This is a genomic window from Streptomyces sp. NPDC037273, from assembly GCF_055603625.1.
The window spans coordinates 572,630-594,291 of the sequence record NZ_JBVJVO010000004.1 but is presented as its reverse complement, the minus strand read 5'-3'; the positions used below and the strand labels follow the sequence as shown (position 1 = coordinate 594,291).

The following is a 21,662-nucleotide window of genomic DNA, read 5'->3' as shown; positions in this document are numbered from 1 at the left end:
CCGGATCTCAGCGCACTCCGCGGGGGCGGAACTGGACGCTGATCCGGGGGCCGACGGCGCGGGTGGTCTTCGGGACGGCGTGTTCCCAGGTGCGCTGGCAGGAGCCGCCCATGACGAGGAGGTCACCGTGTCCGAGGGGGAGGCGGAGGGCGGTGGGGCCGCCGGAGCGGGGGCGGAGCGCGAGGTCGCGGGGATCGCCGAGGGAGAGGATGGCGACGAGGGTGTCGTGCGTGGCCGAGCGGCCGGTGCGGTCGCCGTGCCAGGCGACGCTGTCGCGGCCGTCGCGGTAGAGGCAGAGGCCGGCGGTGACGAAGGGCTCGCGGAGCTCGGCCGCGTAGTGGTCGCCGAGGGTGTCGCGGGCCTCGGTGAGCGCGGGGTGCGGCAGCGGGGCGCCGGGCCCGTAGTGGGCGAGGAGGCGGGGTACGGCGACCACGTTGTCGTACATCGGTCGTTCCTCGGCCCGCCAGGGCACCCCGTCGACGAGCTCCTCGAACAGGGCGTCCGCCCCGTGCAGCCAGCCGGGGAGGTGGTCGATCCAGGCGCCGCCGTCGAGCTCGGTCCGCCGGATGCCGTCCAGCGGTCCGCACCGGATGTCGTCGCCCTGGTCGAACAGGGAGCCCTGGAGTCCGGGGAGGTCGCGCCGGGCGGTGTGGGCGGGTCGTGCTGCGGTCATGGGTCCAGCGTAATCCAATATCCGAACATGTGATCGAATCGATGCGGATGCCTCCGCACCGGCCGGGGGTCAGAGGCTCCGGAAGAGGTCGTCGAGCGGGGCCGGGGCACGGTCGGGGTCGAGGGCCTCGACGAGGAGGGTGCCGTAGCGGATCTTGCGGCCCTTCTTCGTCCCCAGGAATCGGCGGAGCTGCTGGTGGCGGGGGCGGCCGAGCTGCGCGGGCTGGTTGAGGAAGGTCTGCCAGGGGCGCAGGTCGCCCTCGACCCGGATGATCTCCTCCACGGCGGCCGTGCCGAGTGCGCGGATGAGCTCGTCCTCCAGGTCGGCCGCGCAGACGAAGACGTCCTCGGCGGGCGCGCCGGCGCGTCGCATGCCGCGGTCGTAGTAGGGCCGTTCCCGCTCGTCGCAGAGGCCGGTCAACCGGAGGCCGAGCCCGGGCGGACCGAGCAGGGTGGCGTACCGGCCCACGTTCATCGCCCCGCCCATCGACACCACGGACACGCCTTCGGCGGCCAGATCACGGCCTCGCCGAGCGGCCAGCGTCTCGACGGCCGCGAAGTCGCTCGGGCCTTCCAGGAGCACGGCCGTACGAAGTCCCAGGCCGGCGGCCAGAACCCTCGCGGTGTCACCGGAACCACCGGCCGCCCAGCTGCTGATCTCGTCCTGGAACGCCGTCATGTCTGCCATGGGGCGAGTCTGCCCGCCCGGCGGCTCGAACGGCACGGATTATTCGGCGGGCCCGGGCTCGGGCGGGAGCGACGGGGCGGACAGGCCCTGACCTGAACCTGCCCTGGCCCTCGCCCTCGCCCTAGCCGCGCCTGCTGACGATCTCGGTGATCCACACGGGCGCGAAGGGGGACGTGCAGCCCGGGGAGGTCGGGTAGTCCTTGAGGACCTGGAGGCGTTCGCCGATGCCGATGGCGCGGGTGCGGTGCTCGGCGTGGTCGATGCCGATCTGGGCGAGGCAGTGGTTCATCGCCCACTGGAGGCGGTCGGGGGCGGCCTTCATGTCGGCCTCGATGGCGTCGAGGAGGCCGGAGAGGTCGAGGCCCTCGGGCTTCTTGGCCACGCGTTCGGTGGTCAGTGCCCAGCCGGCGCTCGCGACGACCGGGTCGGGGTCGGCGGACCAGGCGACGCGCAGTTCCTCGGCGTGCGGGTTCTTCTTCACGACGTAGTTCACGAGCCAGTCGTGGACCTTGGGCGTGCGCGCCTCCCGCAGCATGGCGTCGAGCTCCTCGCGCCCGAAGGCCTTCGGGCGGCAGATCAGGAGCGCGAGGAGCCGGGCCGCCGTGTCCCCCGTGTCCCACAGTTCGCGGGCCAGCTCCTGCTGTGTCTTGAGGCGCTTCGCGAGCGCGCGCAGCTTCCCGAGGTTCACACCGTGGTCGTCGCCGTGCCGTTCGTTCACGGCCCGCGCCTTGGGGTCCTCAAGGGTGGCCAGCTCGGCCGTCACCTCGGCCAGTGCCGTCTCGGCCACCGCTGCCTCCTGTCCGTCGTGTGCGGAATTCAGCCTACGACGCGCCGTCGGAAGAGGGGCGGGCCGGCGGTCGACATCACGGCCGACGGCGCGGCGCCGGATCGCACGGCCTGTCGAACACGGCGTCGAAGATCGGACGGGACTTTCACAAGATCACCGTTTCCTTCGCTGAGGGCGTTCGTTGCACCCGAAGGTTCATTGGGGTGACAGAACGTCACCAGTACGCCAAAGGAATAAACGGATCGTGAGCATCACCACCCAAGACCATGGGGCCCATTGGTTTCCCCCGGACGGGCCCGCGCCTTCACACGCCGCGGTCCGGCTCTTCTGCTTCCCGCACGGAGGGGCGGACGGGTCGGTGTTCCGGCCCTGGCACACCATGGCCGGCCGCGGGATCGAGGTCGTGCCCGTGCAGCTCCCGGGGCGCGGCATCCGCATGGCCGAGCCCGCCGAGCGGTCGGTCGTCCGCCTCGGCGAGCGCCTCGCCGGTCCGGTCTCGCACCGGGCCGAGGGGCTCCCTTACGTGCTTTACGGCCACAGCATGGGCGGCCTGCTCGCGTACGAGCTCGGCCTCGCCCTCCAGAACGGCCCCCGCCCACCGGCCGCGGTCGTCGTCTCCGGCACCGTCCCGCCGCACGTCCCCCGCACCACCGAGCCGATGCACCGGCTCCCGGACGCCGACTTCCGCGACCGTCTCGGCCTGCTCGGCGGCATCCCGCCGGAGCTGCTCGCCGAGGAGGAGTGGCTCGAACTGTTCCTCCCGACGCTGCGCGCGGACTTCGAGGCGGCCGAGACCTACCGCACCGGGGAAACGTTGTCGGCCGGTGTACGGCTGATCGCCCTCGGCGGCGCGGACGACCCGGCGGCCCCGCCCGCCGAGGTCGAACGGTGGCGCGAGCTCGGCACCGACGTGACCGTCCGCATCCTCCCCGGCGACCACTTCTTCCCCTTCGCGTCGACGGACGAGGTCCTCGGCGTCGTCACGGCCGCATGCGAGCTCCGATGATCCGCTCCCTTTCTCCCCTCGATGTGAAGAAGCAAGGAAAGTTATCCGTGAGCAAGTCATCGACCGGCAACAAGGCAGAACGACAGGGGCGTTACGGCATCGACGGCCCCGGCTGGCTCCTCGCCCTCGGCGGAGGGGTCGTGGCTCCGCTGGCGGCGGTCGCCGCGGGCGCGCCCCGATGGCTCCTGCGCGTACCGCCGGTCCTCGCGGTCCCGGCGGCGCTGTATCTGCACGCGACCGTGCGGGGCAAGTTCCTCGTGTGGGACGAGCAGTTGGACGCTCTCGGCCTCAAGGGTGACGAACGCGTCCTCGACCTCGGCTGCGGGCGCGGGGCGGTCCTCACCGCGGTGGCGCGCCGGGTGCCCAGGGGCCAGGTCACCGGCGTCGACCTGTGGCGTTCGGTCGACCAGTCCGGCAACAACGAGCGGACCACCACGAGCAACGCCGCCCTGGAGCAGGTCTCCGAACGAGTCGACCTGGTCACCGCCGACATGCGGAAACTCCCCCTCGCCGACGACCAGTTCGACCTCGTCGTCTCCAGCATGGCCATCCACAACATCACGGACGCCCGCGGGCGCGAGGACGCGATCCGCGAGGCCTTCCGGGTCCTCAAGCCCGGCGGCAGGCTGCTCATCGCGGACATCTTCCACGCCTCCCGTTACGTCGACATCCTCCGCGCGGCCGGCGCCGTCCGCGCCACCCTCACCGACGCCGGCCCCCGGATGTGGTGGAGCGGCCCCTGGGTCCGCACCCGGCTCGTGAGCGCGGAGAAGCCCGTCACCCGCCCCGGCCACAACGACCAGGACGGGGCGCCCCGCTCATGACCTACTCCCCCGCACCGTTCCCCGAGGTGCACGGCGTCCGGCCGAGCAGCCTCGTCGACGTCCTGCGCACCCGCGCCGCCCTGCGCCCCGACCGGCTCGCGTACGTCTTCCTCGACAGCCACGGCGAGGAGCAGGCCCGCCTCACATACGCCCAACTCGACCACCGCGCACGGACGGTGGCGGCGACCTTGCAGGAGGAGGTCAAGACCGGCGACCGGGTGCTCATCCTCCACCCGCCGGGCCCGGACTACGTCAGCGCCTACTTCGGCTGCCTGTACGCGGGGGCCGTCGCCGTGCCCTGCTACCCGCCCCACGCCCGCAACCTCGCCCGGCTCCGCACCGTCGCCGCGGACGCGACACCGGCCGCCGCACTGACCGGCGACCGCATCCCGGCCGGGGTCCGGGCGCGGCTGCTCGACGCACCCGAACTGCGGGCCGTCACCTGGCTGCCGTCCGACCGGCTCACCGCCGACGCCGGCGAGTGGACCGACCCGCTCGTCGGCACCGACAGCCTGGCCTTCCTCCAGTACACCTCGGGAAGCACCGCCACGCCGAAGGGCGTGATGGTCTCGCACGGCAACCTCTTGTACAACTCGGCCCAGATCCAGCGGCGTTCACGGACCTCCGAGGACTCCCGCGTCGTGAGCTGGCTGCCGCCGTACCACGACATGGGGCTCATCGGCGGGATCCTCCAGCCCCTCGTCACCGGATGCCCCGGAGTCCTCATGGCACCCGGGACCTTCGTCCTGGACCCCGTCCAGTGGCTGCGCGCCCTCTCCACCTACGGCGCCACCACCTCCCCCGCTCCCCCGTTCGCCCTCGACCTCTGCGTCGAGCGGGTCGATCCAGCGACCCACGAACCCCTCGATCTCAGCACCCTCGACACCCTCATCGTCGGCGCGGAGCCCGTACGAACCGCGACCCTCGACCGCTTCGCCGACCACTTCGCCCGCTGGGGACTGCGCCGGGAGACGCTGCGGCCCAGCTTCGGCCTGGCCGAGGCCACGCTGATGGTCACCTGCGGCGAGCACCTCGCGCGCTCGACCTCCGTCACCGTCGACGCCCGTGCTCTTGAGGAGCACCGGGTCGTCCCGTCGACACCCGGCGCGAGCCGTGACGTCATCGGGTGCGGCCACGCCGTCGACGGACAGCGGGTGCTCGTCGTCGACCCGGCCACCGCGACCGTCCGCGGCCCCGAGCAGGTCGGCGAGATCTGGGTGGGCGGCCCGAACCTCGCCCACGGATACTGGGGCCGGCCGGAAGAGAGCGCGGCGACCTTCGAAGCCGAACTCGCCAACGGCGAGGGGCCGTTCCTCCGCACCGGCGACCTCGGTTTCCTGCGCGACGGCGAGCTGTTCGTCACCGGCCGCAGCAAGGACCTGATCATCGTCCGGGGCCGGAACCTCTACCCGCAGGACATCGAGCGGCGCGCGGAGCAGAGCCACCCGGCCCTCCAGCCCAACTCCTCGGCCGCCGTGGCCGTCGACGACGGCGGAGCCGAACAACTCGCCCTCGTCGCCGAAGTCCGGCGCGGGGCGCAACTGCCGCCCCTGGCCGAGCTCGCCCAGGTCCTCGGCCGGGCCATCGTCACCGAGTTCGACGTCCGTCTGCACCACCTCGTCCTCGTCCGCGCCGGTTCCATCCCCAAGACCTCCAGCGGCAAGATTCAGCGCCGGGCCACCCGTCAGGCCCTCCTCGACGGCACGCTCACCGTCGTCGGCGAGTGGACGGCCGCCGGTACGCCGGCCGGCGCGGCGCGGAGTCACGGCGCCGGACGGGACTCCGCGGCCGCCGAGGCCTATCTGAGCGAGCTCGTGGCCTCGCTGCTCGGCGACGCCACGGAGGGCCGCCCCGACCGGGATCGGCCGCTGCTCGATCTGGGCCTCGACTCGCTGGCGACGCTGCGGCTCGCCGGACGCATCGAGCAGGACCTGGGCGTGGACGTGGCCGACGCGGTGTTCGACGGCGACGTGACGCTCGCGATGCTCGCGGCGACCGTCGACGCCCTCGCCCCGGACGCGATCCCCGTCGGCCCCGGACGGCGGACCCCGCCGGCCACGGCCACGGCCGCATCCGCACCCGCACCCGCCCGCGCGACGGAGACCGCCGACGCCTCCGCCCCGAACGCCTCCACCGCCCCCGTCGACCCTTCCGCTCCCGTCGACCCTTCCGCGCCCTTCCCCCAGACCGACACCCAACAGGCCTACTGCATCGGCCGCACCGGCGCGTTCGAGCTGGGGAACGTCTCCACCCACGTCTATCTGGAGTTCGACGCCCCCGAACTCGACCTGCCGCGGTTCGAGCACGCCTGGCGCCGGGTGATCGACCGGCACGAGATGCTGCGGGCCGTCATGCTGCCCGACACCAACGAACAGCGGATCCTGCCCGAGGTGCCGCTGTACGAGATCCGGGTCACCGATCTGCGCGGACGCGAACGGGACGAGGTGGACGTCGAGTTGGCGGCCGTCCGGGAGCGGCTCTCGCACGAGGTGCGGCCGGCCGGTGAGTGGCCGCTGTTCGAGGTCGCCGCGACGCGGATGGACGACGGTCTGCGCGTCCATCTCAGCGTGGACTCGCTGATCGCGGACTTCTCCTCGGGGCGGCTCCTCTTCGACGACCTCGCCCGCTTCTACGCGTCGCCGCACGCCACGCCTCCCGCGCCGGAGAAGTCCTTCCGGGACCACGTGCGGGCCGAGGCGGAGCGCCGGGAGGGGACCGCGTACCAGCGTTCCCGCGACTACTGGTGGCGCAGGCTGCCCGAGCTGCCCCCGGCCCCGCAGCTGCCGGCGGCGGCCCGTACCGGATCGGTGGATCAGCCCAGGTTCACCCGGCGTGAGACGGTGCTGCCCGCCGGGATGTGGCAGGGCCTGAAGGAGCGGGCCGGCCGGGCCGGGCTGACCCCGACGGGCCTGTTGCTCGCCGCGTACGCCGAAGTCCTGGCCGGCTGGAGCACGAGCAGGCACTTCACCCTGAACGTGCCGCGTCTGACCCGGCCCGTACAGGACCCGGGCTTCCAGGAGGTGTTCGGCCAGTTCGCCTCCTTCACCCTCCTGGAGGTCGACTTCCGGGGCGACTCTTCGTTCCTGGAGCGGGCGCGCGGGCTGCAGCGTCAGCTCAGGGCGGACCTGCGGCACCAGGACGTCAGTGGCGTGGAGGTGCTGCGCGAACTGATGCGGATCCAGGGCGGGTTCGACCAGGCGCTGATGCCGGTGGTCATGACGAGCAACCTCGCCTTCGCCTCGGCCGCCAGGACCCCGCTGGAGGAAATGCTCACGACGGTCTTCGCCGTCTCCCAGACTCCGCAGGTCTCCCTCGACGAGCAGGTCCACGAGGAGGAAGGCGCGCTGCTCCTCAACTGGGACGTGGTCGACGAACTGTTCCCGGCCGGGGTCGTCGACGACATGTTCGCCGCGCACACGGCGCTGCTGCACCGGCTCGCTCACGACGACCGGGCCTGGTCGGACAGCGTCCCGCTCGCCCTGCCGTCCGCGCAGGCGGACCGGCGCCTGACGAGTGCGGGGCCCACCCGCACGGTCCCCGACCTCCGGGTCCAGGACCTCTTCGCACGGCAGGTGGCCACCTGCCCCGACGCCCCCGCCGTGATCGCCCCGGACCGGACGCTGTCCTACGGACTCCTCGACACCGAGGCCCGGCAGGTGGCCCGCTGGCTCCGCGCCCACGGCGCGCGGCCGGGCCGGCTGGTCGCCATCGTCATGGAGAAGGGCTGGGAGCAGGTCGTCGCCTCGTACGCCGTCCTGTTCGCGGGAGCCGCGTACCTCCCGGTCGATCCGGACCTGCCGGCGGCCCGGATCCGCCATCTGCTCGACAAGGGCGAGGTCGGCCTGGTCCTCACCCAGTCACGGCTGGACGAGGCTCTGGACTGGCCGTCCGGACCGCTGCGGCTCTGCCTAGACCGGCCCCTGCCGACCACACACGCCGACGTGCCCCTCCCGTCCGGCGGCGACCCGTCCGACCTGGTGTACACGATGTTCACCTCAGGCTCGACGGGCGAGCCGAAGGGTGTGATGGTCAACCACAGGGCCTTGGTCAACTGTCTGGTCGAGACGATCGACACGTTCCGGATCGGGGCGGGTGACCGCTGCCTCGCGGTGACCGCGCCGCACCACGACCTGTCGGCGTTCGACGTCTTCGGCGTGCTCGGCGCGGGCGGTGCCGTGGTCGTTCCCGCGGCCGCCGACCGCCGCGATCCGGCGCATTGGGCGGAGCTGATCGCCGCCCACCAGGTCACCGTCTGGAACTCCGTACCGGCGATGATGGAGATGCTCCTGGAGAGCGTCGGCGACGGCGATCGGCTGTCCTCGCTGCGGCTGACCATCCTCGGCGGCGACTGGATCCCGCTGACCGTGCCGCGCCGGCTCGCGGAGGCGGCGCCGGGCGCCGAGTTGGTCTCCATCGGCGGCCCGACGGAGACGACCGTGTGGAGCATCTGGTACCGCGTCGCCGAGGTCGAGCCGGACTGGCGGAGCATCCCGTACGGCACTCCCCTCGCCAACGTCCGCTATCACGTGCTCGACGAGCGGCTCCAGGAGTGCCCGGACTGGGTGACCGGTGAGATGTACGTGTCGGGGGTGTGTCTCGCCGACGGATACTGGCGCGACGCCGAGCGCACGGACGCGGTGTTCACCGCCCACCCCGCCACCGGGGAGCGGATGTACCGCACCGGGGACCTCGGCAGGTGGCTGCCCGACGGCACCATCGAGTTCATGGGCCGGGCCGACTTCCAGGTGAAGATCCGCGGCCAGCGCATCGAACTCGGCGAGATCGAGGCGGCGTTGCTCGCGCACCCCGCCGTCGCGTCGGCCGTCGTCACCGCCACCTGCCCTTCCGACCGGCCCGGCCACGACGGCCTGGTGGCCTATGTCATCCCCGGACAGGGGGCGTCCGCACCGGGCGAGCACCTGCCGGACGCGGCCGAGGTCGAGGCGGCGCGTCGCAGCGGCGTCACCGTACTCGACCCGCTGGCCCGGGCTTCGTTCAAGCTCGCCCGGCACGGCCTGCGGCGGGAGCCCGACCGGCCGCGCATCGCCCTTCCGCGGGTGCCGGCGGAGCCGTCGGAGCGGCGGAGCGACCGGGCGTTCCTCGCCGAGCCGATCACCCTCGCCGAACTGGCCGACTGCCTGGGCGTCCTGCGGCAGGAGGAGACGGACGGGCTCGCCAAGTGCCGCTATCCGTCGGGCGGTGGCCTCTATCCGGTGCAGGCGTACCTGTACGTGAAGCCGGGCGCGGTGTCCGGCCTGGCGGCCGGTACGTACTACCTCGATCCTGCGGAGGGCACGCTCGTCACCTTGAGCGAGGACGCGGTGCTCGACGCGGGGATCCATGCCGCGCACAACCGTGCCGTCTTCGAGGCCGCCGGCTTCGCCCTGTTCCTCGTCGCCGACCTCGCCGCGATCGAGCCGCTGTACGGCTCCGTCGCCCGCGACCTGTGCCTGCTCGAAGCCGGGTACATGGGGCAGCTCCTCATGGACCACGTGGCGCGGACGGCCGTCGGCCTCTGCCCGATCGGCGACCTCTCCTTCGAGCCGGTCCGGCCGCTGCTCGCGCTGGGCGAGCGGCACGTCCTCGTGCATTCGCTGCTCGGCGGCCGTGTGGACCGTACGGCCCCGGTCGCGTCGGCCGAACCGGCCGGGCCGCTCACCGACCGGCTGCGGGCGTGGCTCGGCGGCCGGCTGCCCGCGCACATGGTCCCCGACCACGTACTCGCGCTGGACAGCTGGCCGCTCAGCGCCAACGGCAAGGTCGACAGGCGGGCGCTGCCCGCCCCGCGTCAGGCCGGTGACGCACCGGGGTTCGTCGCCCCGCGCACGCCGACCGAGGAGCGGCTCTCCGGGCTGTGGTGCGAACTCCTCGACCTGCCCCGTGTGAGCGTCCGCGACAACTTCTTCGAGCTCGGCGGGAACTCGCTGGCGGCGACACGGCTGATCGCCCGGATCCGTGAGCGGTTCCGGATCGCGATCAGTCTGCGGGAGGTGTTCACGTCCCGGACGGTCGCCGATCTGGCGGTCACGATCGACCGCATCCGGAGCGAGGCGGGCGCGGCCGATGACGCTGATGAGGTGGGTGAGGTGAGCGACGGGAGCTGATTCCGTGGCTCCGGGCGGCGGGGACGGCCCGCGCCCGGAGCCGGGGCTCGTCGGCACCGACGGAGCCGGAGCCGTGCCGCCGCCGTCAGGCCGACGGGCTCCCGCCGAACCAGCCGCTGAAGGGCCGGTCGCCCGCGGGGGTCTGGCCGGCGGCGGAGGCGTAGCGCTCGACCCGCGCCAGGGCGCGTTCCGCCTGGGCGCGCCACGTGGTCACGTCGGCGCGGGGCGGGGGTGAGAAGGGGGCGCGGGAGGGGGCTTCGGCGGCGGCGGCGAAGAAGTCGCCGCCTTTGCGTCTGGCGTCGTCGGTGCCCCAGGGGCGGCCGGGGCCGCGGGTGGGGACTTTCTGGAGGTGGGGGATGTGTTTGGCGCAGTGGATGTAGGCCTCTTCGACGGTGATGACGACCCAGAGGAGGGCGCGGCGGCCGGGGACCGGGTCGGTGGGGAGGGCGGGGTGGGCGCGGCGCATGGCGTCGTCGGCGACGGTCGTGGCGCGGCCGTTGACGTGGAGGCCGATGCGGTCGTGGAGGAAGTCGACCATGAGGAGGCCGACGTGGGGGTTCTCCTCGATGTTGCCGAGGCTGGCGTGGACGCCGTTGCCCCGGTACTCGGGGTAGGCGAGTGTGGTGTCGTCGAGGGCGTGGAGGAAGCCGGGCGGGCCGGCGCGGAAGGTGTTGTCGCAGGCGCCGTGGCGGTCGGCGGTGGCGAGGAAGAACATCTCCTGCCGGGTCACGAACGCGCGCATCCGGGGGTTGAGGCGGTCGAGGACCTGTTCGCCGTAGAAGCGGTCGGCGCGTTCGGTGGTGCCCATGCGCTGCTGTACGCGGTGCTCGCCGTCACTGCCCGGGCGGGTGGCGCGGGTCGGGGTCGTCGGTCGCCGCGCGGCGGGTGGGTAGGTGCTCAACTCGTTGCCCCGGCCAGTTCCTCGATGGAGTCGTGTCGTATGCGGTGGGCGGGGACGCCGATGCCCACCAGGGTGTCGACGCCGCGGCGGATCATCCCCGCCGGGCCCGACAGGTACGCGTCGTAGCTGTGCCACGGGCCGAACTCGCGTACGGCTTCCGGGAGTCCGCCCGACAGCGGGCCGCCGGAGTCGTCGTCCACGACGGGACGGACCGAGAGCCAGGGGTGGGTCTCCTGGAGGCGGAGCATCGTGTCGATGTCGTACAGGCCGTGGTTCCCGCGGGCGCCGTAGAACACGTCGACGCAACGGCGCCGGCCGTGCTGGGCCACGTCCTCGACCAGGGCCTTGATGGGCGCGATGCCGGTGCCGCCGCCGAGGCACAGCAGGCCGTTGCCGGTGGTGTGGTCCACGGTCATGGACCCGGTCGGCGGCCCGAGCCGTATGACGTCGCCGGGACGGGCACGGTGCACGAGCGCGGTCGACACCCAGCCGGCGGGCACGGCCTTCACGTGGAAGGACAGCAGTCCGTCGGAGCGCGGTGCGGAGGCGAAGGAGTAGTGCCGCCAGACCCGGGGCCACCAGGGTGTCTCCAGGGCCGTGTACTGCCCGGCCCGGAAGGGGTAGGGGCTTTCGGGCCGTACGGTGACGACCGCGATGTCCCGTGTCCGCATCTCGTGGCCGACCACCTCCGCCTGCCACCACGCGGGCGCGTGGCGCTCGTCCTCCGCCGCCGCGTCGATCATGATCTGCGAGATCGTCGTGTACGCGCCCACCCATGCGGCCTCGGTCCGCGGCCCCCAGCTCTCGGGCGCGTAGCGGGCCAGCGCGCCGAGCAGCGCCTCGCCGACGGCCGGATAGTGCGCCGGCAGCGTGCCGTACTTGCGGTGCCCACGGCCCAGCCGGGTCAGATACGTGGTCAGGGTGACGGGGTCGTCGGCATGGGTCGCGGCCGTGAGCAGCGCCTTGAACAGCCGGTCGCGCTGGGTGTCCATCGCGGCGGGGAACAGCTCCCGCAGAGCGGGGTGGCGGAGGAACAGCAGCGCGTAGAAGTACGACGTGACCCGGTCCGCGATCGGCTCGATCTCGGCCATCGTCCGGCGCAGCAGCGCCGACGGCGTGATCGGAGCTTCCATCGGTCTGCCTCGCCTCGAACGTCCTCGGTCGGTCTTCGCACGCGGGGCCCGAACAAGCCCGGATTTCCGTGCGGCCCACGACGTCCGGCACCTCTCGACCGGGTGAGCGGGGCCGACCCTACCCCGCCTTCCCGAATTCCAAGAATGCCCCCTTCCCTTCGCCATAAAGTGACGTTTCACCTGGTCAGAGCCCCTCTGCAGGTGTCACAAAGGGAGAGAAACCCTTTACGTGACCGCCCCCGAGGAGAATTCGCCGACCGAAACATCACCCGGTGCCCCTGACTTCTCCACATGCCCCGAACGGGTCTTCACGAACTTCACCGCAAGGCCGTGTCGCGGCGCGCACAGCCAGACCAGCGCGAACAACGCGGTCAGGACGACGACCACCGAGCCGCCCGCCGCCAGGTCGTAGGCGTAGCTCACGTACAGACCGGCCACACTGCCCGCGCAGCCGAGGGCGGAGGCGAGGGCCGTCATCGCCCACAGGCGTTCGGTGAGCAGCCGGGCCGTGGCGGCCGGGGTGATGAGGAGGGCGAGGACGAGGATGTTGCCGACGGCCTCCAGGGACATCACGATCGTCGCGGTCACGACGACGTACAGGGTCAGGTCGAGCGGCAGCACGGGCAGGCCGGCCGCGCGGGCGGTCTCCCTGTCCAGGCTCACGGCCACGAGCTCTTTGCGCAGGGCGAGGACGACCGCCACCAGCACGGCGCCCATCACCGCCACCCGCAGGATGTCGGAGGCGTCGACGGCGAGCACCTGCCCGAAGAGGAACGACGACAGGTCCGTCGTCCAGCTGTCCCTCGTCGACACCAGCACGATGCCGAGGCCGAACGCGAACGCGAAGAACACGCCGATGACGGTGTCCTCCTTCAACCGCCGGTTCTGCGACACGAACGCGATGAGCACCGCCGTCGTCACACCGGCCGCCGCACCGCCGAGGAGCAGATTCCCCTCGAAGGCGTACGCCAGGGCCACACCGGGGAACGCCGAGTGCGCGACGGCGTCGCCGATGAACGCCATCCCGCGCAGCACCACGTACACCCCGACGACCCCGCAGACGAGACCGACGACCGCGGCGACGACGAACGCGCGCCGCATGAACGGCAGCGTCCACGGTTCGGCGAGGAAGGCGAGAAGCTCGTTCATGCCGCCACCTCGGCGCCACTGTCGGTACGCGAGTCGGTGACCGCGCGGGCGAGTCCGAAGGCGCGCAGCATCCGGTCCGCGTCGGCGAGCAGCTCCGGTCCGCCTTCGGCGACGACCGTACGGTCGAGCAGGACCACCCGCGTACAGGTACGGGCGGCGGCCGCCAGGTCGTGCGTGGTCATCAGCAGTCCTCTGCCCTCGGACGCCAGTCGGCAGAACAGCTCGTTCAGGAGGTCCTGGGTCGGCGCGTCCACTCCCGTGAAAGGCTCGTCGAGCAGCAGCAGCCGAGGTTCCGCCGCCAGCGCCCTCGCCACCAGGACGCGCTGCCGCTGCCCGCCCGACAGCTCGCCGATCGGACGCCGGCGCAGGGCGGTGAGTCCCGCGAGTTCCAGCGCGGCGTCGGCGGCCGCCCTGTCGTGTGCGCGCGGCCGTCTCAGCCAGCCGATCGTACGCGTACGCCCGCTGAGCACCGCGTTGGCCACATCGATCGGGAAGTCCCAGGCGAACTCGTGCCGTTGGGGCACATAGCCGAGTGGCCCGCACGATTCGACGCGGCCCGACGCGGTCGCCACGAGGCCGAGCGCGGCCCTCAGCAGCGTGGTCTTCCCGGCGCCGTTCGGCCCGAGGAGACCGACCAGTTCGCCGGCGTCGACCGAGAGCGAGGCGTCCCGCACCGCCATCCGGCCCCCCAGCGCGACGGACACCTCGTGGATGCCGAGCAGCCGCTCGGGCCCGGCACTCACGAGGACCGCCTGCGCGCCAGAAGAACCGCGCCCGCGCCCGCCGCCGCGAGAGCGGCGGCCGTGCCGGCCAGCAGCAGGGTGCGGTCGGCGCCGGTGTGGGCCATCGAGCCAGTCGGGCTCCGCTCCGCCCCGTCCGGTGAACCTCCAGTGTTCGTACCACTGTTGGGGGTGCCGGTCGTCGAGCCTTCGGTGTCATCGCCAGGCGGGGAGGTGGACCCGCTCGGCGCTTCCGCCTGCCCTCCCCCGGTGTCTCCACCCGTCGAGGCGCCAGTGGGTCCCCCCACCGGCACCCGGCTCGGGTCTACGGCCCCCACGGCGAACGCCAGCACCTCCGTGTCGCTGCTCTTCGTCCCGTCGGCGAGCGTCGCGGACATCGTGAAGGTCAGCCGGTACACGCCCTCCTTGCCGAAGGCCCATCCGCCGTGCGCGTGGGTGTTCTCCGGTACGCCGAACGCGTCCGGCACCCCGTCCGCGCTGTTGAAGCGCACGGCGGCACCGGAGAGCCCGTCGTAGTTGTACAGGGCGAAATTGCCCGGCCCCTCCGCCTTCACGAGCTTGAACTCGACCTCGCCCCGCGTGGCGCCCGCCGCGATCTGATCCGTGGACCAGCCCGGCCACAGGAGACCGGGCCGCTGCACCTGGTCCAGGAGCCACACCGGATCACCCGCCCTGCCGAGGAACGCGAAGTCCTCGTTCCCCGGAATCGTCCTCCTGGCCCCCGGCTTGACATGCAGCACGACGGAGGACGGCTCGCGCCACACGCTCTTCCCGGGAACAGTGCCATCCTTGATGTGGATCTGCACCTTGCCGCCGACGACCCGGGCCGCGATGTCGATGTGCCCCTGGTCGAGAACCTGCCGCGAGGTCTCGACCGGGTCCTCGCTGGTGGGCGTGCGCCCGGCGGCCGGAACGCGGGCCTGAGGCTGGGTCTGGGCTTGGGTCTGGGTCTGGGCTTGGGTCTGGGCCCGGCCCTGAGCTGGTGGCTGGGCCGGCGCCAGCGCCGTGGTCGCGCTCCGCTCGGGGAGCCCCGGGCTGCTTGCCGGGTCCGACGGTGCGGGCACGGGCGCCGGGGAGGCGACGGCCTCGTCCCCGACCCGCGCGGTGTACCTGGCCTCCACGACGTGGGGCCTTCCGTCGATCTGCCCCTCCGTGGTGAACGTGAGCGCGTACACGCCGGGCGCGTCGAACGACCAGCGGGGCGTCTCGCCTCGCCCGCCCGCCGCCAGGTCCCAAACGTCGGGCAGGCCGTCAGCGCTGTCGAACCGTACGAGCGGGGGCGGCTCAGCGACGCCGACTTCGACGTCGGCACTGGCACTGGCACCGGCACCGGCACCTTCGTACACCTTCAGAGAGCCCGGCCCCTGGACCCCGGTCAGGGACCAACGGACGGCACCCGTCCAGCCGTTGGTGACGCCGGTGGAGTCCCCCACAGGGGTGAACACCCACGTCTCCTTCCCGTCGTCCCCGACGACCCGGTGGGTGTCGTCGATGTCGACCACACCGCCGACGCCCGGGCCCGGGCCCAGGTCACGCCCGTCCCACGCCGGCGGGGCGACGGTCATGGCCGTGCCCCCGAGGGCCAGTGCGCCCGCCGCGGCGAGGGCGGCCCTGCTGTTACGTGCGAGCCTCATCGGGCTCAACTCCCCTCCTGGCCCAGGCAGCGGGCCAGTTCGTTCGCGTTGTGGCGCATCATCGAGACGTAGTCGTGGATCTTGTCGTCGAAGGAGTCGCCGTAGAGGGTGCAGATGGCGACGTCTTCGTCTTCGGCGACGCGGCGCAGGACGTCGGCTCGTGCCGCGAGGTTGGGTTCGAGGAACACGGCCGGGACGCGCTTGTCGCGAATGGTGGCGCGGAGCTTGGCGATCTCGGTGGCGCTGGGCTCGCGGTTCGGCACGGGCACGACGAAGCCCGCCACTTCCATCCCGTAGGCGTGGGCCAGGTAGCCGAAGGCGTCGTGTGTCGTGATCAGTTTGCGGTGGTGGGCCGGGACGGTCGCGAGCGTCTCCGCCATCTCGGCGTCCAGCGAAGCCAGTTGCTTCAGGTAGCGGGCGGAGTTGCGCTCGTACGTGGCCCGCCCCTTCGGATCCGCCTTGATGAGCTCGGCTTCGATGCGGCGCACATAGCCCTCGGCGTTGGCGACGTCCTCCCAGGTGTGCGGGTCCATCTCGCCGTGGACGTGCTTGCCGATGACGGCCTGGGGCAGCACCCAGACGTCCGTGCCGGGGTGGCCGAGGAAGCCGTACGCGGTCTCCTCGGGCACGGCCGCCTTGGCCCGGTCCGGCACGGACAACACGACGGAATCGGCGGGGTGTCGGGCGCGCTTCCCCGTCGCGGGGTCGTCGGAGCGCACGTACACCGAGTGGTCCTCGGCGTTCAGGGCGATGTCGGCGTGACCGCCGTCGAGAACGGTCTTCCCCGTGGTGGTGGCGGATGTCGGGCCGACGACGAAGGTGAGGGTCCCGGTGCCCGCGGGGGACGTTCTCCCGTCGAGCGTCTCGGTCCGTCCCTGGACGGTCAGCCGGTACGTACCGGGGGCGGTGAAGGCCCAGTTGACGTGGGTGTGGGCCTCCGGCGGCAGAACGAAGGAGTCCTTCGCGTCGAAGCCGTCCGTGGAGTCGACGTAGCTCTGCGGGACGCCGAGGGTGTCCGTCAGATAGACGTGGAGGTCTCCCGGCCCTTCGAGCTTCGTCGCCGTCGTACGGACCTGGGAGCCGTCGCCGGCGACCTCGCCTTCGACTGCCCAGCCCAGCCACAGCACATCCAGCCCCAGGTCCTCCTTGAGCTTGATGACCGAGCCGCCGTACTGCTCAAGGCGCTCGCCGATCGCCACCTTCGGCGTTCCCTCGGGCACATTGGTGTGGATCATCTTCATGATCCCCGGCTCTTCGAGCAGCAGCCCGTTGCTGAAGACGAGGTCGGACCTCGCGATCCTGCGGGCGTCGCCGGGGCTCGGCTCGTACGAGTGCGGGTCGCCGTGCCGCGGCACGACGGAGGCCACGTCGACCCGTTCACCGCCGACGTTCCGGACGAGGTCGGCGATGATCGCGGTGGTCGTGGAGACCGTGAGCGCCGCGCTCTTTCCCTCGTCTCCGCCGGTACCGGGCCCACACCCGGAGGCGAAGAACCCGGCCGCCAGCGCGGTCGCGATGACGCGGCGAGCACGCCGGACGCGCCTCATGGCGGCCGTGGTCACGGGGGTGGCATCCCGGGCGCGCCTCATCGGGCGGCCCGCTTGGCGCGCGCGACCACGAGGACGGCGCAGCCCGCCGCCAGTGCGGTGACCGCGAGGCCGATGGGGAGCGCGAGGCCGCCGGAGCCTGTCGCGGCGAGGTGCCCGCCACCACCTGAACTGCCGCCGTACGCCGGCGAGTCCGGGAGGGGGGCCGGTGCGGCGCTACGCGTCGGCGGGCTCGTCGAGGGCGGCGGAGCCGCGGAGGTTGCGGCGGCGGACGTCGGCGGCGCCGTGGGCGGCGGGGGTGTGGTGCTCGGTCCGACCGTGGTCGACGGAGCAGGCGTGGCGCTGCGCGTGGGCGTGACGCTCGGGCTGGGCGTGGGCGTGCCGCTCGGGGTGGGGGTGGGGGTGGGTGTCGTCGTCGGCCGGGGGCCGGGTGCGCCGTCGCCCGGCTGGACCGTCGCCGGGTCGACGTCGTCGCCGACGAGGACGGCGAGGGTCTCGCGGTCGGAGACCTTCGCGCCGGAGGGAAGGGTGGCCGTCAGCTCCATGGTGATGCGGTAGACGCCCTCGGTGTCGAAGATCCAGAGGGGGTGCGCGTGGGTGAAGGGAGGAAGGGCGACCGACCCGGGCGCCGGCTTGGCGCTGTCGACGGTGACGCCGATCCGCATGCCGAGATCGGGGTCGTCCTCCCACTGGCCCAGGACGAACCGCCCGGGGCCCTCGATCTTGGGGAAGGTGACCTTCACGCCGCCGGGCGCGTCCGCGGGGAGGACGTCCAGGGTGTTCCAGCCGGGCCAGAGCAGCCCTTCCTTCACCTCGAAGTCCTTGTCGACCCACAGGCTGCTGCCCGGCTCGCCGAGCCCTTCGAACTGCGGGACCTCCTCGCGCGGCGGGACGACGATCTCGTGGCGCGCGTCGAAGTGCAGGAGAACGTCGGAGGGTTCACGGAGGACGGGGGTGCCGGCCACGGTCCCGTCCTTCACTCGGAACCGGAGCTGCGTGCCGGTGAGCGTGGCCGTCAGGTCGAGGTGCCCACCGTTCAGGACGGCCCGTTCTCCGGCGGGGGCCTCCCGGGGTGGGGGTTCGGCCGCGACGGCGAGCGGGGCGGCGGTGAGCAGGGACAGTGCCACGGCGAGGGTGGCGGCGCGTAGGGGACGTGGTGCGACGGGGGCCCGCATGACGGGGCGCCTCCTTCGGGCAGGTGAGGGGAGGTCGGCGCGAGGCCGACGGGGCGCACTCGGCTTCGCCTGGCGACGGGTTCGACCTCGCCGCTCGACGGGCCGTGCTCGGCCTCGCCGGGCGTCGGGTTCGGCCGCGCCGGGGGCGGTGGGGGACGGTGGTCCGTGGCCGCCCCCGGCGTGGACTTGTGGCGCCTTGGGGCGAGGGTCAGCCGATCTGGAAGGTGTACGTCGCCGAAGTCGGGGCGACCGGTGTGCCGTTGGTGAGGGTGCCGCTCACCTGGAAGGTGGCGGTGTAGGAACCGGGCTTGGTGAAGACCCAGTTGGCGTGGTCGTGTTCGGCGGCGGTGACGGACCGGGTGTTGGTGTGGGTCGCGTCGCCGCTGTCGAAGGAGCGGTTGTTCTTCGGGCAGACGCCGTTCTTGTAGACGGTGAGCTTGCCGGGGCCGGTGACGGAGGTGAGTTTGACCTGCACCTTGTCGTTCTGGAAGACGCCGGTGGCGAGGTGTTCGCCGGAGATGCCGGGCCACAGGAGGCCGGTGTTCTCGACCTGCGGCAGGCGGTAGACGGTGGTGCCGGCCGTGCCGAGGTGGCTGTAGCAGGTGCCGGTGGGCACGGTGTAGGCGGAGGCCGGGAGCGCCTTGAGGACGACGTCGGCGGGGGCGTACTCGACGCCCGGGGTGACCGACTCGTCGTGGACGTGGAGGGAGAGGCCGGCGCCGCCGTACTCGACGTCGAGGACGTCGACGTGGCCCGTCGAGAGGGTCGTCCCGGCGGCGTGTGCGGCGGTCATGCCGCCGACGGCGAGGGCCGTGGCCATGGTTCCGGCGACGGTGAGAGTGCGGGTGAAGGTACGCGTGAAGGCACGCAAAAGAAGCCCCCCTTGGGCAGAGAATGAGTGTGCACGAACAAGCGAGACGATAATCGTTTTCATTAACGAGACGCAAGCGGCCCTTGGGGCGCCGAAGGGGCGCGGGGTGGATGTGGCTCGAAATTGTTCATGGATCTGAACAAGAGACACTTACATGACCATTGACGGGTTCACGTCGACACCTCTAGCTTCCGGAGAAAGCGCTTTCTCGTCCAGTCCCGGAACGCCGTCCATCCCCCCCTCCTGGAGACCCCAGATGCATCTGCGATCCGTCACCGCCTGCGTCGGCCTGCTGGCAGGCACGCTCGTGGCCATGTCCGTGAACACGGCGCACGCGGCGTCGACGCTGTACGAGGCCGAGGCCTCCCCCGCCGTGTGCACCGGCACGATCGACTCCGACTGGTCCGGCTTCTCCGGCAGCGGGTTCTGCAACGGCACCAACGCCGTGGGCGCGTACGCGCAGTTCACGGTGAACGCCTCCGCCGCCGGTACGGCCACGCTGGCCGTGCGGTTCGCCAACGGGACGACGGCGGCGCGGCCGGCGGGCCTCGTGGTGAACGGCAGCACCGTGCAGACGCCGTCGTTCGAGGCGACGGGCGCCTGGTCGACGTGGGTCACGAAGACCCTCACCGTGTCGCTGAACGCGGGCGCCAACACGGTGCGGCTCAACCCGACCACCGCGGGCGGGCTGCCCAACGTCGACTCCCTGAACGTCACTTCGGCCGACGCGCCGCCGCCGGCCGGCGGCGCGCTGTACGTGGCACCCGGCGGCACCGACGGCGCGGCCGGTACCCAGTCCGCCCCGACGACGCTCACGTCGGCGATCGGCCGGGTCGCGGCGGGCGGGACGATCTACCTGCGCGGCGGCACGTACCGGCACGCCACGACCGTGACCGTCCCGGCGGGCAACAGCGGGACTTCCGGCGCGCCGAAGAGGCTCGTGGCCTACCCCGGTGAGACGCCGGTGCTGAACTTCGCCGCGATGACCGAGGACCCCGCCAACCGTGGCCTCGCCCTGAACGGTTCGTACTGGCACGTGAACGGCATCGTCGTGGAGCGCGCCGGGGACAACGGCATCTACGTCGGCGGCAGCCACAACGTCATCGAGCGCACGGTCACCCGCTTCAACCGCGACACCGGCCTCCAGCTCGGCCGCATCGCCTCCACCACACCGCGCGAGCAGTGGCCGTCCGACAACCTCGTCCTCAGCGCGGAGTCACACGACAACGCCGACTCGGACGGAGAGGACGCCGACGGGTTCGCCGCGAAGCTCACCGTCGGCAGCGGGAACGTCTTCCGCTACGCCGTCTCCCACCACAACATCGACGACGGCTGGGACCTCTACACCAAGCCCGACACCGGCCCCATCGGCTCCGTCACCATCGAGGACTCGCTCGCCTACGACAACGGCACCCTCAGCGACGGCTCGCAGGCCGGCGCCGGCGACCGCAACGGCTTCAAGCTCGGCGGCGAGGACATCGCGGTCGACCACGTCGTACGCCGCACGATCGCCTTCCACAACGGCAAGCACGGCTTCACGTACAACAGCAACCCCGGCAAGCTCGCGATCTCGAACAACATCAGCGTCGACAACGCACAGCGCAACTTCTCCTTCGACGCCGGCACCTCGGTCTTCCGGAGCAACACCTCCTGCCGCTCCACGACCACCGGCACCAACGACCGCACGGTCGGCGACGCCGACACCTCCAACCAGTTCTGGTCCGGCACCAACGGCTCCCGCTGCTCCTCCTACTCCGGCGCCCTGACCTGGTCCTTCGCCTCCGACGGCCGCCTCGTCACCGCCTTCGGCGGCCGCACGGTCACCTGGTGACCCACCGGCCTCGCGGCTGAACGACCGAGAACGGCCCCGGCATCCCGTGCCGGGGCCGTGCGGTGTCGCCGGCGGGTCACCGTAGGAGGCGGCGGTTCGAGCCGAGGACGGTGCCGAGGGCCACCATGCCGATGCCGAGGCCGAAGTGGAGCCAGTTGTCGGGGGTGTTGACGGGCACGAAGTTGGCGTCGCTGTCGCGGTCGACGAGGAGGCCGTAGAGCGAGAGGGCGAGGTAGATGAGGCCGCCGCCGATGAGGTAGGAGCGGGCGGTGGGGACGGTGGCGGCCATGGCGAGGCCGGCGACGCCGAAGAGGAGGTGGACGAGGTTGTGCAGGACGGAGACCTGGAAGAGGCCGAACAGTTCCGCGCCGGAGTCGTGTTCGGCGAAGGTCATCGCGTCGTAGTCGGTGGTCACGCCCGGAATGAAGCCGAGGACGCCGACCACCAGGAAGACGGCCCCGATCAGCAGGGCCGCGGTCCTCACGGGTGCCGCGGCCAGGGCGGGACGGCGGGTCGCATGCGGCATGGCGGGGCCTCCCGGAGAGTCGCCGGGGCGGGCGGACGCCCGCTCGCACCGCCTCTACCCCGAATCGCCCCGGC

The 21,662-nt window shown here is 72.4% G+C and carries 16 protein-coding genes; 4 read left to right on the top strand and 12 right to left on the bottom strand.

The genetic code is table 11. The features are described 5' to 3' along the window. Positions 1–7: 7 nt before the first annotated feature. The 3 genes from ACZ7G1_RS14810 to ACZ7G1_RS14800 all read right to left on the bottom strand — a co-directional run bounded on the left by ACZ7G1_RS14810 (position 8) and on the right by ACZ7G1_RS14800 (position 2,147). Positions 8–673, bottom strand: coding sequence for an alpha-ketoglutarate-dependent dioxygenase AlkB (locus ACZ7G1_RS14810; RefSeq protein ID WP_470879791.1), 666 nt, complete (start codon positions 671–673; stop codon positions 8–10). 69 nt (positions 674–742) lie between these two features. Further along, positions 743–1,360, bottom strand: a complete 618-nt coding sequence (locus ACZ7G1_RS14805) for a TOPRIM nucleotidyl transferase/hydrolase domain-containing protein (protein WP_470879789.1) — start codon at positions 1,358–1,360, stop codon at positions 743–745. 121 nt (positions 1,361–1,481) lie between these two features. Then, positions 1,482–2,147 carry a DNA alkylation repair protein gene (locus ACZ7G1_RS14800; protein WP_470879787.1) on the bottom strand — a complete coding sequence of 222 codons (666 nt, stop codon included), beginning with the start codon at positions 2,145–2,147 and terminating at the stop codon, positions 1,482–1,484. Between the two features lie 244 nt (positions 2,148–2,391). On the opposite strand from ACZ7G1_RS14800, the gene ACZ7G1_RS14795 reads away from it, so the two are divergent. Genes ACZ7G1_RS14795 through ACZ7G1_RS14785 form a run of 3 tightly spaced genes read left to right on the top strand, consistent with a single transcriptional unit; the run spans position 2,392 to position 10,081 of the window. Beyond that, positions 2,392–3,153, top strand: a complete 762-nt coding sequence (locus tag ACZ7G1_RS14795) for a thioesterase II family protein (RefSeq protein ID WP_470879785.1) — start codon at positions 2,392–2,394, stop codon at positions 3,151–3,153. Positions 3,154–3,200: 47 nt separating this feature from the next. Then, positions 3,201–3,977 (top strand): class I SAM-dependent methyltransferase, encoded by a 777-nt coding sequence (locus tag ACZ7G1_RS14790; protein WP_470879783.1) that lies wholly within the window; start codon positions 3,201–3,203, stop codon positions 3,975–3,977. Beyond that, positions 3,974–10,081 carry an amino acid adenylation domain-containing protein gene (locus ACZ7G1_RS14785; RefSeq protein WP_470879781.1) on the top strand — a complete coding sequence of 2,036 codons (6,108 nt, stop codon included), beginning with the start codon at positions 3,974–3,976 and terminating at the stop codon, positions 10,079–10,081. The genes ACZ7G1_RS14790 and ACZ7G1_RS14785 overlap by 4 nt, the downstream gene beginning before the upstream one ends. Before the next feature lie 85 nt (positions 10,082–10,166). On the opposite strand, the gene ACZ7G1_RS14780 is transcribed toward ACZ7G1_RS14785, so the two are convergent. From ACZ7G1_RS14780 to ACZ7G1_RS14745, 8 genes are all read right to left on the bottom strand, one after another. Continuing rightward, positions 10,167–10,982 carry a pyridoxamine 5'-phosphate oxidase family protein gene (locus ACZ7G1_RS14780; RefSeq protein WP_470879779.1) on the bottom strand — a complete coding sequence of 272 codons (816 nt, stop codon included), beginning with the start codon at positions 10,980–10,982 and terminating at the stop codon, positions 10,167–10,169. Next, on the bottom strand, positions 10,979–12,280 hold the full coding sequence (locus tag ACZ7G1_RS14775) for a globin domain-containing protein (RefSeq protein ID WP_470879777.1): 1,302 nt from the start codon (positions 12,278–12,280) through the stop codon (positions 10,979–10,981). Before ACZ7G1_RS14775 ends, ACZ7G1_RS14780 begins: the two co-directional genes overlap by 4 nt. 60 nt (positions 12,281–12,340) lie before the next feature. Further along, positions 12,341–13,264, bottom strand: coding sequence for an anchored repeat-type ABC transporter permease subunit (locus tag ACZ7G1_RS14770; protein ID WP_470879775.1), 924 nt, complete (start codon positions 13,262–13,264; stop codon positions 12,341–12,343). Next, the gene (locus tag ACZ7G1_RS14765; RefSeq protein WP_470879773.1) at positions 13,261–14,007 is read right to left on the bottom strand and encodes an anchored repeat-type ABC transporter ATP-binding subunit; all 747 of its coding nucleotides are present in this window, start codon (positions 14,005–14,007) and stop codon (positions 13,261–13,263) included. The genes ACZ7G1_RS14770 and ACZ7G1_RS14765 overlap by 4 nt, the downstream gene beginning before the upstream one ends. Further along, positions 14,004–15,638 carry a TIGR03773 family transporter-associated surface protein gene (locus tag ACZ7G1_RS14760; RefSeq protein WP_470879772.1) on the bottom strand — a complete coding sequence of 545 codons (1,635 nt, stop codon included), beginning with the start codon at positions 15,636–15,638 and terminating at the stop codon, positions 14,004–14,006. The genes ACZ7G1_RS14765 and ACZ7G1_RS14760 overlap by 4 nt, the downstream gene beginning before the upstream one ends. A gap of 5 nt (positions 15,639–15,643) precedes the next feature. Further along, positions 15,644–17,200, bottom strand: a complete 1,557-nt coding sequence (locus ACZ7G1_RS14755) for an anchored repeat ABC transporter, substrate-binding protein (protein ID WP_470879770.1) — start codon at positions 17,198–17,200, stop codon at positions 15,644–15,646. Positions 17,201–17,223: 23 nt separating this feature from the next. Beyond that, a complete protein-coding gene (locus tag ACZ7G1_RS14750; RefSeq protein WP_470879768.1) occupies positions 17,224–18,360 on the bottom strand; it encodes a choice-of-anchor M domain-containing protein in 1,137 nt (378 codons plus the stop codon). Between the two features lie 208 nt (positions 18,361–18,568). After that, positions 18,569–19,231 (bottom strand): choice-of-anchor M domain-containing protein, encoded by a 663-nt coding sequence (locus ACZ7G1_RS14745; RefSeq protein ID WP_470879766.1) that lies wholly within the window; start codon positions 19,229–19,231, stop codon positions 18,569–18,571. Positions 19,232–19,487: 256 nt separating this feature from the next. On the opposite strand from ACZ7G1_RS14745, the gene ACZ7G1_RS14740 reads away from it, so the two are divergent. Beyond that, positions 19,488–21,062, top strand: coding sequence for a carbohydrate-binding protein (locus ACZ7G1_RS14740; RefSeq protein ID WP_470879764.1), 1,575 nt, complete (start codon positions 19,488–19,490; stop codon positions 21,060–21,062). A gap of 76 nt (positions 21,063–21,138) precedes the next feature. On the opposite strand, the gene ACZ7G1_RS14735 is transcribed toward ACZ7G1_RS14740, so the two are convergent. Continuing rightward, positions 21,139–21,588 carry a DUF4383 domain-containing protein gene (locus ACZ7G1_RS14735; RefSeq protein WP_470879762.1) on the bottom strand — a complete coding sequence of 150 codons (450 nt, stop codon included), beginning with the start codon at positions 21,586–21,588 and terminating at the stop codon, positions 21,139–21,141. Positions 21,589–21,662: the final 74 nt, after the last annotated feature.